12 protein-coding genes are annotated in these 14,740 nt (G+C 55.8%); 8 read left to right on the top strand and 4 right to left on the bottom strand.

Features of this window, described 5'->3' with window-relative positions; translation table 11 throughout:
• Nucleotides 1-31 precede the first annotated feature (31 nt).
• On the top strand, nucleotides 32-901 hold the full coding sequence (gene rhaR / locus F9C28_RS05160) for an HTH-type transcriptional activator RhaR (RefSeq protein ID WP_199014167.1): 870 nt from the start codon (nucleotides 32-34) through the stop codon (nucleotides 899-901).
• A 48-nt stretch (nucleotides 902-949) separates the two neighbouring features.
• On the opposite strand, the gene rhaT is transcribed toward rhaR, so the two are convergent.
• On the bottom strand, nucleotides 950-1,984 hold the full coding sequence (gene rhaT / locus F9C28_RS05155; protein ID WP_199014166.1) for an L-rhamnose/proton symporter RhaT: 1,035 nt from the start codon (nucleotides 1,982-1,984) through the stop codon (nucleotides 950-952).
• A 291-nt stretch (nucleotides 1,985-2,275) separates the two neighbouring features.
• On the opposite strand from rhaT, the gene sodA reads away from it, so the two are divergent.
• A complete protein-coding gene (sodA, locus tag F9C28_RS05150; protein ID WP_199014165.1) occupies nucleotides 2,276-2,896 on the top strand; it encodes a superoxide dismutase [Mn] in 621 nt (206 codons plus the stop codon).
• Nucleotides 2,897-3,148: 252 nt separating this feature from the next.
• Here the strand turns inward: sodA and F9C28_RS05145 are convergent, their stop codons facing one another.
• Nucleotides 3,149-3,475 carry a hypothetical protein gene (locus F9C28_RS05145; protein WP_199014164.1) on the bottom strand — a complete coding sequence of 109 codons (327 nt, stop codon included), beginning with the start codon at nucleotides 3,473-3,475 and terminating at the stop codon, nucleotides 3,149-3,151.
• 63 nt (nucleotides 3,476-3,538) lie between these two features.
• On the bottom strand, nucleotides 3,539-4,168 hold the full coding sequence (locus F9C28_RS05140) for a helix-turn-helix transcriptional regulator (protein WP_199014163.1): 630 nt from the start codon (nucleotides 4,166-4,168) through the stop codon (nucleotides 3,539-3,541).
• A 958-nt stretch (nucleotides 4,169-5,126) separates the two neighbouring features.
• Here F9C28_RS05140 and F9C28_RS05135 point away from each other — a divergent pair.
• Both F9C28_RS05135 and yiiM read left to right on the top strand, forming a co-directional pair.
• Complete coding sequence (locus tag F9C28_RS05135) at nucleotides 5,127-7,640, top strand: autotransporter outer membrane beta-barrel domain-containing protein (RefSeq protein WP_199014162.1); 2,514 nt, start codon at nucleotides 5,127-5,129, stop codon at nucleotides 7,638-7,640.
• A 196-nt stretch (nucleotides 7,641-7,836) separates the two neighbouring features.
• Nucleotides 7,837-8,514, top strand: a complete 678-nt coding sequence (gene yiiM / locus F9C28_RS05130; RefSeq protein WP_199014161.1) for a 6-hydroxyaminopurine reductase — start codon at nucleotides 7,837-7,839, stop codon at nucleotides 8,512-8,514.
• Between the two features lie 74 nt (nucleotides 8,515-8,588).
• Here yiiM and F9C28_RS05125 read toward each other — a convergent pair whose 3' ends face one another.
• Nucleotides 8,589-8,951: a YibL family ribosome-associated protein gene (locus tag F9C28_RS05125; RefSeq protein WP_199014160.1), complete on the bottom strand. Its 363-nt coding sequence runs from the start codon at nucleotides 8,949-8,951 to the stop codon at nucleotides 8,589-8,591.
• A 164-nt stretch (nucleotides 8,952-9,115) separates the two neighbouring features.
• Here F9C28_RS05125 and F9C28_RS05120 point away from each other — a divergent pair, with 164 nt between their 5' ends.
• The 4 genes from F9C28_RS05120 (at nucleotide 9,116) to exaC (ending at nucleotide 14,681) form a co-directional block, all read left to right on the top strand.
• Complete coding sequence (locus F9C28_RS05120) at nucleotides 9,116-9,724, top strand: glutathione S-transferase (protein WP_199014159.1); 609 nt, start codon at nucleotides 9,116-9,118, stop codon at nucleotides 9,722-9,724.
• Between the two features lie 70 nt (nucleotides 9,725-9,794).
• A complete protein-coding gene (selA, locus tag F9C28_RS05115) occupies nucleotides 9,795-11,186 on the top strand; it encodes an L-seryl-tRNA(Sec) selenium transferase (protein WP_199014158.1) in 1,392 nt (463 codons plus the stop codon).
• Complete coding sequence (gene selB, locus F9C28_RS05110) at nucleotides 11,183-13,030, top strand: selenocysteine-specific translation elongation factor (RefSeq protein ID WP_199014157.1); 1,848 nt, start codon at nucleotides 11,183-11,185, stop codon at nucleotides 13,028-13,030. The genes selA and selB overlap by 4 nt, the downstream gene beginning before the upstream one ends.
• Nucleotides 13,031-13,145: 115 nt before the next feature.
• A complete protein-coding gene (gene exaC / locus F9C28_RS05105; RefSeq protein WP_199014156.1) occupies nucleotides 13,146-14,681 on the top strand; it encodes an acetaldehyde dehydrogenase ExaC in 1,536 nt (511 codons plus the stop codon).
• Nucleotides 14,682-14,740 lie beyond the last annotated feature (59 nt).

Genomic DNA, 14,740 nt, shown 5'->3' with positions numbered 1-14,740 from the left:
CTGCGGGTGATCTCACCACCGAGTACAGGCCATGACCCCACTTATTCTGCATAAAGCTGACTTTTTCCCCAACGCCGCCTTCCCGGTGGCGGTTGCCGGGCGCTATCCGCAGGATGTGTTTGTTGAACACAGCCACGACTTTAATGAGCTGGTGATGGTGTTGCGCGGTAACGGGCTGCATGTGCTGAATGGGCGGCCCTGGCGGATTACCCGGGGGGATCTGTTTTATATTCGCGCGGCGGATAAACACAGCTATACCTCGGTGAATAATCTGGTCCTGCAAAACATCATGTACTGCCCGGGGATGCTGACGCTATCGGCAGACTGGGGCCGCCTGTTGCCGGGGCTGGATAACCGCGCTTACCGGCCGGACTGGCGCTTAACCGGGCGGGGGATGGCTGAGGCCAGGGCGCTGATAACCCAACTAGAGCAGGAGACCAGCAGCGCCGGGGAGTGGGGCAGCGTGATGATCGAGTCCCTGTTTCTGCAACTGACCATCGCGCTCTATCGTCACCGCTATATCCCTGCCCAGGCCCCGGAACCGGAAGAGCGCGGCTCAATTGAGGCGCTGATTGCCGCCCTGGCAACCAGCCTGGACAGCGGCTTCGATCTGGCACAGTTTTGTGCGCATCACCACTGTACCGAGCGGGCGCTGCGCCAGCAGTTTCGCCAGCAAACCGGAATGAATATTCCCGGTTATTTACGCCAGTTGCGCATTTGCCACGCCCAGTATCTGCTCCAGCACAGCGGGTTATTGATCAGCGATATTGCCACCCGCTGCGGCTTTGAGGACAGTAACTATTTTTCCGTGGTGTTTACCCGGGAGACCGGCATCACGCCCCGGCAGTGGCGCCAGAATCACAGCACCGGGCTACCCGCTGGCCTGAGCGCGGCGCCATAAAAAACGCCCATGCGGGGCATGGGCGTGTTAATCGCAAGGAGCGCAAGATCAGTTGGCCATCCCCAGCCCGACAACGTTAGCGGCAATAATAATCACCACACAGCCAAGGCTCAGCACCCGCACCGGCTGGCGCCCGGCATTGTTCCACTCTTTCAGTACCAGCCCGACCAGGCCACCACACAGCACATAGAAGCTCATATGCAGCATCCAGCTCATATAGTCGTACTGGGCCGGAATACGCGCGTGGCCCCAGGCATAGAAGAAAAACTGCAAGTACCACATCAGGCCGCCGAGGGCGGAGAGCAGCACATTGGTGATGATAAGCGGTTTGGCCAGTGAGAAGTCCGCCTTCACCGACAGGGACGGCATCCGGGCCAGGCGAATAAAGCAGTAGCCGAGGTTAATCACCGCCCCGCCCCCCATGATAACCACATAGCTTGGCAGCGCCACATATAACGGATCCACCCCGAGGGCGGCGGCGGCGTCATGCATCGGTTTGGCGGCACTCATGGCGAAGGACATCCCGGCGGAGAAAATCCCGCACATGACGGCAAGGATAAGCCCTTTTTTCAGGTTGAACTCTTCGGCTTTGATGCCCATTTTGCGTTCTTTTAACTGCCCGGCGCGGGTCACTATGGCCACCCCAATCAGGGCGATAAAGACCCCGAGCAGTGTCATTTGGCCGCCGGGGGTCCCCACCAGAACCCCGAACTGGCCGTTCAGGATCGGGGTCATCAGGGTGCCGACAATCAGGGTAATACCGATGGCAATGCCGATGCCCATCGACATGCCCAGATAGCGCATGGTCAGCCCATAGTTAATATTGCCGATGCCCCACATGGCGCCGAATAAAAACACCGGCCACAGGGTGGCGGCGCTAAATGAGGCGTAGTAATCCCAGAAATGCGGTAGCAGCGCCGCGCTGATTGCCCAGGGCAGGACAATCCAGGAGACCACCCCGCCAATGGACCACATGGTTTCCCATGACCACTGTTGTACTTTTTTAAACGGGGCATAGAAACAGGCCGCACTGGCTGCCCCAATGAGATGCCACAAAATACCCATCGTAATTGCGTTACTCATCCTTAGATCCTCATGTGTCGAAGGGATCGGGGCGATAAACCCCGTTACGATGAGTGTAAAAATTCGTCAACCAGATAACCTTTGAACCGTTGCCGCCTGGTTCTCCTGGCTGGCAAAAAGCGCAGGGATCCCGTGCGAAAGCTCACAAATATGGCGATGGGCAGGAAAGTGATAACCTTATTAAAAATAGGGCATTGATAATCATTTTCAATATCATTTAAATAACTATAATGGCTTGACTTCATACGCGGCGTTAACAATCTCTGCCGCCCAATAATACTGGAGACGATTATGAGCTATACCCTGCCATCCCTGCCGTACGCCTATGATGCGCTGGAGCCGCACTTCGACAAACAGACCATGGAAATCCACCATACTAAGCACCACCAGGCCTACGTGAACAACGCCAATGCGGCGCTGGAAAGCCTGCCGGAGTTCGCCAGCCTGTCCGCCGAAGAACTGATCACTAAACTGGATCAGCTGCCAGCAGATAAAAAAACCGCGCTGCGTAACAATGCGGGTGGCCATGCTAACCACAGCCTGTTCTGGAAAGGGCTGAAAATCGGCACCACACTGCAGGGCGAGTTGAAAGCCGCCATTGAGCGTGACTTTGGTTCTGTTGATGCCTTCAAAGCTGAATTTGAAAAAGCCGCGGCGACCCGCTTCGGCTCTGGCTGGGCCTGGCTGGTGCTGAAAGGCGACAAACTGGCTGTGGTGTCCACCGCAAACCAGGATAGCCCGCTGATGGGTGACGCGATTTCCGGCGTTTCCGGTTTCCCGATTATTGGCCTGGATGTGTGGGAACACGCTTACTATCTGAAATTCCAGAACCGTCGTCCGGACTACATCAAAGCCTTCTGGGATGTCGTGAACTGGGACGAAGCCGCCGCCCGTTTTGCGGCAAAAAAATAACCCTTACGGGTGTCAATAAGCGAGCGTAAGCTCGCTTTTTTTATCCCGGAAAACTAGCGGCAGAGCAGGAGAAAAATCCCGCCAGCAATGCTCCCCCAGAAAAACAGCAGCAGTAAGCTGATTGCGCCATAGACTTTCTGGTTATACGTCATAGACACTCTCCCTGTTGATAACGCATGCTTATGTTTAGGATGATTATTCGTCACTGAACTATCACGGTACTGATTTGCCCGCGGATGAATAAAGGTGTCGTTATTCATCGGCGAGGCCTGGCGAAAATAATCGCTTATTGCGCAACATAATATAATTTTCAATATGCCGGTAGCCGCTGATATTCTCATAGGCTTTTAGAAGATAACCGATAGCCACTGACTGATCTTGTCCATTTCTGCCCGGGCGGTATTCCAGAAGTGCTTTTTCACATAACTCCCTGACCGGTTCAGGTAAGGGAATCTTATCTATTGCGTTGCGTAACATAGTAAATGCTTCCCTGGTGTCGGCGCTACAAATAGCCTTAAGAATAATGTCGTAGAATATTTTTGTTTCCTGCTCATAATTAATAATATTGCCACTGGTCACTATGAGCACCTCAGTTATCAGATACCGGAGATGTCGGTATCCGTTATTATTGGTCTGTGTTTTTTATGCGACCTTCCGGGCATTGGCATATAATTTATTAATTTTGCTGCCCAAGTGTTTTTCTATTCTTTGGCGATAGGCATAAACACTGCGGATATTCAAATTCAGGCTTTCCGCGACCTGTTGAGAGCTCATGCCGCTAATTAACTTACTCAAAATAGTAAATTCCGTTGGTGTGATCGTCGTTCCCTGAGTTGTCGAGATTACCCGACCAATAAATATTTTTTTAATTTTCTCATTGGCGGCAGATATCCTGTCATTATGATAAATAATCGCCGCGATTTTGCGATGATTCTTAAACCAATAGTTTGCCAGCGGCTGGAGGTGCCGGTCGCTTACCAGAATGATCTTCAGGTTTGCGGTAGATAAAAAATCCAGCCATTCATGGTCAACAAACAGATGTAAGTTGCTTAGCGAAAAATCAACAAAAACATATCCACTCAATAGCGCATTATTATTATTAACTAATAATCCATCAATAATTCCACGATTAAAAAATACATTGTCTTCCGGCCACAGGCAGAAACATGCGCTGGCACAGTAAACGGTCCGTGGTGATACTTCCGGTTGTATTGAGCAGTGCAGCGGACAGCTGCTACAGAACAATTTTTTTAGTTCTGAATTTAGCACCATATCAGTGACTCCTGCTTACTGTATCGGCGCATCATTTCATTTGCCTTCCGCTTCTGTCAACATAGCGCAGAACGCGCCGAAAACATCCTGATAAAATAGGAATGGGAAAAATCCGAATGCGTTAACGGCGGTGAATGTTTCATAAGTAATTATATGATTTGCTTTCAGTAGTTAATGCAGGATAAATCACCACTACAGGCGCGTTATAGCGATATATTAGGAAGATCATCATTTCTGTTAGGAATATTAATATCTGAAAATTGTGATCTGCGATGATTCATTACCGCACAAAATCATAAAAATAATATTAACAAAGTGAATTGATTCGGAACGATATTAATCGTTTATGGTGCGCTATCGGATAATCTATCATAGAACAAGGTGAATAGTTTAGCTGTGTTATTATTTGTCTCGGTTGCATTTCCTGCGGCTGTGGGTAGCGGATCCCGAATACGGTATCAATGGCGACTGATTTAGCTATTCGTGTTATTTTCGTTAATAATCTTACTTCGGGGGAAAATAAATTATCCTGGTATGGGGGTGTAAAAATCCTGGTAAATAATGGCAGTCGGTATTTTCTCCTTGCCCGATAAAGGTGGTTTTCTGAAAGGGATTTGATTAACCAGGATTATTGATAATATTGTGTAGCGCCCTATTTTTTTGCCTGACGGGATGTTTTGATTTCGTATTGACAGTCTTATGTTGTGATGAAAATATTAGCTTACAAATCAGGGCGCCATCCTTTTCACTGGGCCGCCCTACGTAACGTAAAGGAGGACGTTAATCGTTACTGGTCGTTAAATTATACCGTCATATATTCGCGTCTTTTTTTAAATTCACGGCTTTTCTGTTCTCTCCTGTAACTGCAGGGGTGAATGCGCTCATGTTATTTTTATTGTTTATCCCGGTGCATCACGTAAGAGATAGAAAACCCAATAAAAATATAAAAGGTGAAATCATGAATAACAAAAAATTATTCAGACTTTCAAAGGTTGCAGTGGGTGTATCAGGTGCGTTAGTACTTTCAGGTTTACCATTACTCGCTGAAGCAGATGGTGTATTTAGCACCAATAATACACTTTATTACTCTCAATCTAATAACCCTAATGGAAATAATCAAGATTATACTAATTACGATCAGGTTTCGATCACGACCAATGTTGATGCTACAACCTCTGGGCTGAAAGGATGGCCAATATACCTGAATGGCGAAAACTATAAATTTAATGATCTTGTCGTAACATCGACGGGTAAAGATGCCGATGGTATCCACTCTAAAAACGGTGGTGGCCAAGTTGTTATAGAAAACTATACGGCTAACCTCTCTGGTAGCAGTGCGGATGGTATCAACTTGGGTAGAGAGTTGGCGGGAGCATACTCCAGAATCATTATTAATAATAATGCTGATATCTATTCTCAAGGCGGGATGGGGATTCGTGCCAACAGTTCAGGGAGCAATGCTAATGCTATTTCCAGTATTATCATTAACGGTAATGCAAATATAGAGACGGTTGCTAACGGCGGCATTAATGCTGGCTATGGTGTTGTTGCTGGCAGGGACTGGCCTTTCGCCGGTAAAGGCCAGGCAGTCATTGAGCTGAACGGTACCAGTACGATTAAAACTGCCGGTAAATCGGCCTATGGGGTCTATGCTCAGGAGTTAGGTAATATTTCATTAGCGGACACCCGGATCGAGACCTCTGGCGATAGCGCTCACGCGCTGTATGCATCCTCTGCCACTGTCGGTAATGCAGCTATCATCAATCTGGGTGGCAACACCGCGTTAAAGACCGGCACTGGCTATGCCGCCTATGCCTCAGGAAGCGAGGCGATGATTCGCTCCTGGGATAAAGCCAGTGATACGGCAACCTCCGCAATATATAACGTTGACGGCAATATTGTTGCCGATAAAGCCGGGGTTGTTGATTTATCCATGGCGGACGGCAGCCAGTTCACCGGTAAAACCAACTCCAACCAACTGGCCAGCTCAACCAGCGCCGCAGGGGAGATCAACCTGAACCTGACGGGCGCCAGCAGCCAGTGGACCATGACCGGTGACTCGGTGCTTTCCCGGCTACATCTTGATGGCGCGACGTTAACATACCGGGCCCCGGCGGAAGGCAGTGCCTTTACGCCGATGACCCTGACCGTCGCGGGCGATTATATCGGTAATGGCGGTACGCTGGCGTTGAATACTGTGCTGGGTGGCGATGATTCCTTAACCGATAAGCTGATCGTCAAGGGAAATACTTCAGGCAGCACCAACGTCAGTATTAATAATATTGGCGGTGCCGGTGAACAGACCGTCGAAGGCATTGAGATTGTGGAAGTGGGCGGCAACTCTGACGGCACCTTCGCCAAAGCCGGGCGTATTGTGGCGGGCGGCTATGACTACGATGTGGTGAAAAAAGACAGTAACTGGTACCTCACCAGTGCACTGACCCCGGTGGACCCACCGGTAGACCCGGTTGATCCGCCAGCGCCGCCGTCCCATGAAACGAACCAATACCGCCCGGAATTCGGCAGCTATCTGGCGAACAACTACGCGGCGAACACCATGTTTATTACCCGCCTCCACGACCGCATCGGGGAAACCCAATACACGGACGTGTTAACCGGCGAACGCAAAGTCACCAGCATGTGGATACGTAACGAGGGCGGCCATACACGCTTTACCGACGGCAGCAAACAGCTGAAAACCCAGGCGAACCGTTATGTGTTGCAGATGGGCGGGGACCTGGCGCAGTGGAGTAGTGATGGCCTCGATCGCTGGCATGTCGGGGCAATGGCCGGCTACGCCAACCAGAAAAGCCGCACCCATAATACCCATAACAGTAACTCGTCACGGGGCCAGGTGGATGGCTATAGCGTCGGGTTATACGCCACCTGGTACGCCAATGAGGCCAATAAAACCGGCACCTATCTGGACAGCTGGGTATTGTATAACTGGTTTAATAACACGGTGAACGGCAAGCATTTAGCCAGTGAAAAATATGACTCCGATGGTATTACCGCATCAGTCGAAGGGGGCTACACCTTCCTGTTAGGGGAGAGCACCCGCGCTACTTACTGGATCCAGCCGAAGGCTCAGGCGATTTGGATGGATGTTCAGGCGGACTCCCACCGGGAACATAACGGCACCCTGGTGAAGGATAAAACCGACGGTAACCTGATGACCCGGCTCGGCGTGCGCGCCTACCTGAAAGGCCACAGCGCCATTGATGACGGCAAAGGCCGGGAGTTCCAGCCATTTGTAGAGGCCAACTGGATCCACAACACCCATAACCAGACTGTCCAGATGGGGAGTGTCCGGGATGATATCAGCGGCACCAAAAATATCGGTGAGCTGAAGGTCGGGGTGGAAGGGCAAATAAACCCGCGCCTGCAACTTTGGGGTAACGTGGCCCAGCAGATAGGCGACGACAGCTACAGCGACACCGCCGCCATGCTGGGGGTGAAATACAGCTTCTGACCCCCGCCTGATAACCCGCTCCCCGGGGCCAGCCAGTGTGCTGGCCCTGTTTTTTTACGGTTTAGCTGCCTGGCGATGGCCTGCGGCGCACCGCCGTCCGATAATGGCAAATCCGCCGGGAAACTTGTCACCGCCGTCTATCCCGGTAATGATATCTCACCCTCTCTTTGTCACGACCCGTCAAAAGGAACAGCAGATGAAGCATCGCGTTCAGGTCTACACCGGCGCTATCCGTGAGTATACCGGCAGCCGTCCCAGTGCCATTGCCAAACATCAGGTTGAAGGTGAACTGCGGCTGACCCCCCTCGGGCTGGAAGGGGATCAACAAGCCGAAACCGTGCACCACGGCGGCCCGGACCGGGCGTTATGCCATTATCCTCAAGAGCACTATCTTCACTGGGCGCGCGAGTTTCCCGAGCAAGCAGACCTGTTTGCCGCCCCGGCCTTTGGGGAGAATATATCCACCCGGGGGATGACCGAGCAGGAGGTGTTTATCGGCGATATTTACCGCTGGGGAGAGGCGTTAATCCAGGTGACCCAGCCACGCTCGCCGTGCTTTAAGCTTAACTTCCACTTTGGTATCAGCGATATGTCGCAGCGGATGCAGCAAACCGGCCGCTGTGGCTGGTTATACCGGGTGGTGGCTGCGGGTAACGTCTCGGGGGATGCGCCGCTGGTGCTGGCGTCACGGGTCAGCGATGTATCCGTCACGGAGGCGATGGCCATCGCCTGGCATATGCCTTTTGACGATGAGCAATATCACCGGCTGTTGGCGGCGGCGGGCCTGTCGGCCAGCTGGACCAAAACAATCCAGCAGCGGCGGATTAGCGGCAAAATCGAAGATTTTGGCCGCCGCCTGTTCGGCAGCAAATAGCCGCGCTACCGGCATAAAAAAACGGGAAACCGGCGGGTTTCCCGTTTTTTATTGCTGTATGAGTCCGGCGACGATCAGAATTCGGTATTGGCGAAGCCGGTCATCTCTTTCAGGCCCATTTCCCGGCCCAGTGCGGTCATCGGGTGTACAACAACCAGCCCGCGCACGCGCTTCTTCAGCTTGCCCATATCGGCCTGCTCTTTACGGGTAATCGCCCGTTTGAACGGCATTTTTGTCAGCTTCTGGGCTTCTTTGCTCAGCTTCGCGCCGCGCTGTTCATGCAGACGGGCGATCTCTTTTTCCAGGGTCGCCTGTTCGGCTTCCAGTTCGGCATATTTTTCTGCCTGTTCAATCAACGGCAGATCTGCCATCTGGCGTTTTACTGCATCCAGACGATCGCTGAGGCGCTTAATTTCGTTATTTTCAATATCTTTCATAAATAGTCATTTTAAAAAGTGGAGCCAGTATCCGCCAAGGATACACCATCCGCGCCAGCGGCGGGAAAATAGTCGCAGCCCGGTAAGCCACCAGGCCATTAAACGGGAAGGACCTGCCAGTTTGCACCATACTTAGGTGTTACTGGCAAAAAAGGACCCCGGTTATGAAACTTATCGGCAGCTATTCAAGCCCTTATGTCCGTAAAATATCGGTAATTTTGCTGGAAAAGGGCATTATTTTTGAGTTTATCAACCGCACCAACAGCGACGGCGAGGATATTGTCGCCCGCTATAACCCGCTGAATAAAGTCCCGGTGCTGGTGGCGGATGATAACAGCCTGTGGTTCGACTCGCCGGTTATCGCCGGCTACCTGGAAGAGTGCTACCCCGTCCCGCCCTTGCGGGCAACGGATGTCGGGCAAACCCGGTACTTGCTCCAGGTGGAGGCCCTGGCCGATGGTTTGCTGGAGGCGGCCACGCTACTGAGCCATGAACTGAAAAAGAAACCCGCCCAGCAAAATGAGCAGGATATTGTCGCCCTGCGGGCAAAAATCACCCAGGCCCTGGACTGGCTGGAGCAGCAACTGGTGGCGGGGGCGCTCACGCCGGATGCCTTTAACATTGGCACCATTGCCATTGGCTGCGCCATCGGGTTTATTAACCGCCGCCGTATCGCCCAGGGCTGGTGCGTGGATCACCCGCAGCTGATCCGCCTGGTGGAGAATGTCTTTCGCCGGGAGAGCTTTGTCCGCACCGAACCGGATGCCTCATGATCTGCCGCTATGACAGGGGAATCGCTCCCCTGTTACACTGCCACCATTGTTTGTTAATTCGATATTACCCATGACAACCGATCCCCGTTCGCTGTATAGCCTGCTCCCGTCCACGGACCGCCTGCTCAATGCCGGCGAGTTTGCCGGGCTGCTGGCTGATTTTGGACACACCCAGGTAGTGGCGACCCTGCGCCAGATGCTGGATGACGCCCGGGCACATATTCGTCAGCACCAGCGCCTGCCGGCGTGGTGTGATAACTGGGCCCAGGCCGCGGCCACGCGGCTGCGTGACGGTTGCCGCCAGGCCCTGCGCCCGGTCTACAACTTAACCGGCACGGTACTGCACACCAACCTCGGGCGGGCGATTCAGTCAGACGCCGCTGTCGAGGCCGTTAGCCAGGTGATGCGCGCGCCGGTCACCCTGGAATACGATCTCGATGGCGCCGGGCGCGGTCACCGCGACCAGGCGCTGGCGGCGCTGCTCTGTGAATTGACCGGGGCAGAAGATGCCTGCATCGTTAACAATAATGCGGCGGCGGTATTGCTGATGCTGGCCGCCTGCGGCAGTGGCCAGCAGGTGGTGGTCTCCCGGGGGGAGCTGGTAGAGATTGGCGGTGCGTTCCGTATTCCGGATGTGATGCGCCAGGCCGGTTGCCAGTTGATGGAGGTCGGCACCACTAACCGCACCCACCTGAAAGATTACCGTGAGGCAGTAACCGGCGATACCGGGCTGCTGATGAAGGTCCACACCAGTAACTACCATATCGAAGGTTTTACCAAAAGCGTCAGCGAGCAAGAACTGGTGACCCTCGGTGACGAGCTGGGTATTCCGGTGGTCACCGATCTGGGCAGCGGCTCGCTGGTGGATCTCAGCCAGTATGGCCTGCCGGCGGAACCGATGCCCCGGCAACTGATTGCCGCCGGGGTGAGCCTGGTGAGCTTCTCCGGGGATAAACTGCTTGGTGGCCCCCAGGCGGGAATTATCGTCGGCAAAAAAGCGCTGATTGCCCGCCTGCAACAACACCCGTTAAAACGCGCCCTGCGGGCTGATAAGATGACCCTCGCGGCGCTGGAGGCCACCCTGCGGCTGTACCAGTACCCGGAAACCCTGGCCCGGCGTTTGCCGACACTGCGGCTGCTAACCCGCAGCGCCGGGGATATTCAGGCCCAGGCCGCGCGCCTGCTGGCCCCGTTTACCGCCCGCTTTGGGGCGGATTTTCAGGTGGCAGTAGAACCCTGCCTGTCGCAAATCGGCAGCGGATCATTGCCGGTAGACCGGCTGCCCAGCGCGGCGTTAACCTTTACCCCACGAGACGGCCGGGGCAGCACCCTGGCAACCCTGGCCGCGGGCTGGCGCAGTGCCAGCAGACCGGTGATTGGCCGGATTTCTGACGGGCGGCTGTGGCTGGATTTACGTTGTCTGGAAGATGAAGCCGGATTAATGGAGACCTTATTGTCATGATTATTGCCAGTGCGGGTCATGTTGACCACGGCAAGACAACCCTGTTGCAGGCGCTGACCGGCATCAACGCCGATCGCCTGCCGGAAGAGAAAAAACGCGGCATGACCATCGATCTGGGCTACGCCTACTGGCCCCAGCCCGATGGCAGCAGTATTGGTTTTATTGATGTACCGGGCCATGAGAAATTCCTCGCCAATATGCTGGCCGGGATCGGCGGTATCGACCACGCGCTGCTGGCGGTGGCCTGCGATGATGGCGTAATGGCCCAAACCCGGGAGCATCTGGCTATCCTGCAACTGACCGGCCAGCCCGCCCTGACCGTGGCCCTCACCAAAGCCGATCGGGTGGACCCGGCCCGCATCGCCCAGGTGGAAGCCGATATCCGCCAGTTAACCGCCGACATGGGCTGGCCGACGGTGGCGCTGTTTGTGACCAGTGCCCCGGATGGGCGCGGTATTGAGGCGCTGCGCGACCATTTACGCCAGCTACCGGCGCGCCCGCACTTGACCCGCCACCGTTTCCGGCTGGCCATCGATCGGGCATTTACCGTGAAAGGCGCCGGGCTGGTGGTAACCGGTACCGCGCTGAGCGGCGACGTTCGGGTAGGGGATACGCTATGGCTGACCGGCGCCGCAACCCCGATGCGGGTGCGCGGGCTTCACGCCCAGAACCAGAATACTGACCACGCCTGGGCCGGGCAGCGGATTGCACTGAACATCAGCGGCGATGCGGAAAAAGCCGATATCTCCCGGGGGGACTGGCTGCTCAGTGAACGTCCCCCGGCGCCGACTGAACGGGCCATTGTGCAGTTGCAGTGCCATGTTCCGCTCCAGCAGTGGCAGCCGCTGCATATTCACCACGCCGCCAGCCATATTACCGGGCGGGTCTCCCTGCTGGAGGGGGATTTAGCCGAGCTGGTGCTCGACACCCCGCTGCTGCTGGCGGATAACGACCGTCTGGTGCTGCGCGATATCAGCGCCCGCCAGACCCTGGCCGGTGCCCGGGTTGTCTTGCTGGATGCCCCGCGGCGCGGTAAACGCCAGCCCGCGTTTCTGGCCTGGCTGTCCGCCCTGGCGGATGCCCGGAACGACGCCCTGGCCCTGGGGCTGCATTTGCAGCGCGGGGCGATTAGCCAGTCTGCCTTTAGCTGGGCCAGGCAACTGGCCCCGGCCGGCATGGCCGCGCTGGTGGATGATGTGCCCGGATTGATCCGCGCCGGTGACCGGCTGCTCAGCGATGCGCTGGCAGGCGTCTGGCGGGAGAAATTACTGGCGGTGCTGGCCCGTTACCATGAACAGCATGATGATCAACCCGGCCCGGGCCGTGAGCGCCTGCGGCGCATGGCGCTACCGGCAGAAGATGAAGGTCTGGTCCTGGCGCTGATAGAGCAGATGCGCCAGCAGGGGCTGCTGGAAAGCCGCCAGGGCTGGCTGCATTTACCGGGCCATGAACCGGGCTTCTCCCGGGAACAACTGGCGCTCTGGCAGGTGGTTGCCCCGCGCTTTGCGGATGAGCCCTGGTGGGTGCGCGATGTGGCCCGGGAAACCGGCCAGGATGAGCAGGTGGTGCGGCAGTTACTGCGCAATGCGGCCCAGCAGGGGTTCATTACGGCTATTGTCAAAGATCGCTACTACCGCCAGGATCGGATTATCGAATTTGCCGATCTGATCCGCGCCCTGGATCCCGAACGGGGGGCCACGACGGCGGCGGACTTCCGCGATCGGCTGGGGGTGGGGCGTAAGCTGGCGATCCAGATCCTGGAATATTTTGACCGTATCGGCTTCACCCGGCGGCGCGGCAATGACCATCTGCTGCGCGACAGCGCACTGTTCCGGCGCCAGTGAGCGGTATTCTCCGCGGCTAAAGATCGTGATGGCGCTCGTAAAGTAACCGCAATGCGGCGAGAAAATCACCGCCAGCGGCTACCCTTAGGGGGAATGTCACCCTAAGGAGAGCGCCATGACAACACCCCCACCGGACAGGCTAACCCCCGGCGAATACGGTTTCCCGCTACCGCTCAAGCCCCGCTATGACAACTATATTGGCGGGGCCTGGGTGGCCCCGGTCGCGGGCGCCTATTACCAGAACCTCACGCCCATTACCGGCCAGCCCCTGTGCGAAGTGGCCAGCTCGACATCCGGTGATGTGGATCTGGCGCTGGATGCCGCCCACGCCATCAAAGCCGAGTGGGGCAGTATGGCGGTGCAGGACAGGGCGGCTATTTTGCTGAAAATTGCCGACCGTATGGAGCAGAACATCGAACTGCTCGCCACCGCAGAAACCTGGGATAACGGTAAACCGATCCGCGAAACCAGCGGTGCCGATGTGCCGCTGGCCATTGACCATTTCCGCTATTTTGCCGCCTGTATTCGCGCCCAGGAAGGGGGCATCAGCGAGGTGGACAAAGACACCGTGGCCTATCACTTCCACGAACCGCTGGGGGTGGTGGGGCAGATCATTCCGTGGAACTTTCCGTTGCTGATGGCCTGCTGGAAACTGGCCCCGGCGCTGGCTGCCGGTAACTGTGTGGTGCTGAAGCCCGCCCGGCTGACCCCGCTGTCGGTGCTGCTGCTGATGGAAACCATTGGCGACTTGCTGCCCCCGGGGGTGGTGAACGTGGTAAACGGTGCCGGGGGCGAAATTGGTGAGTACCTGGCGACCTCGACGCGTATCGCCAAAGTGGCGTTTACCGGCTCCACCGAAGTGGGCCAGCAGATCATGCAGTACGCCACCCGGAACATTATTCCGGTGACCCTCGAGCTGGGGGGCAAATCCCCCAATATCTTCTTTGCCGACGTGATGGAAAAAGAGGACGCCTTCTTCGATAAGGCCCTGGAGGGCTTTGCGCTGTTTGCCTTTAATCAGGGTGAAGTCTGCACCTGCCCCAGCCGGGCGCTGGTCCAGGAGTCGATTTATGAGCGCTTTATGGAGCGCGCCATCCGCCGGGTGGAGGCTATTCGCAGCGGTAACCCGCTGGACAGCGCCACCCAGATGGGGGCCCAGGTCTCTCAGGGCCAGATGGAGACCATCCTCAATTACATTGATATCGGTAAGCAAGAAGGGGCAGAGGTGCTGAGCGGCGGTAAGCGGCGGTTACTGGGGGGCGATTTGCAATCCGGGTACTACCTCGAACCGACCATTCTGTTTGGCCAGAATACGATGCGGGTGTTCCAGGAGGAGATTTTTGGCCCGGTACTGGCGGTGACCACCTTTAAAACCCCCCAGGAAGCGCTGGAGCTTGCCAACGACACCGCCTACGGCTTAGGGGCGGGGGTGTGGACCCGCAACGGCACCCTGGCTTACAAGATGGGCCGCGGGATTCAGGCGGGCCGGGTCTGGACCAACTGCTACCATGCCTATCCGGCCCACGCCGCGTTTGGCGGGTATAAACAGTCCGGCATTGGCCGGGAAACCCATAAGATGATGCTGGAGCATTATCAGCAGACCAAATGCCTGCTGGTGAGCTATTCCGACCACGCCCTCGGCCTGTTCTGACCGGGGCGCGATACCGGCCCGGTGGCTGCCCTCGTCAAAAGGGACGGCCGCCGGGCCAG

The organism is Shimwellia pseudoproteus, from assembly GCF_016415625.1.
In the GTDB taxonomy this organism is placed as follows: domain Bacteria; phylum Pseudomonadota; class Gammaproteobacteria; order Enterobacterales; family Enterobacteriaceae; genus Shimwellia; species Shimwellia pseudoproteus.
The sequence above is the reverse complement of the archived record's forward strand: the minus strand, read 5'-3'. Positions and strand labels throughout refer to the sequence as shown.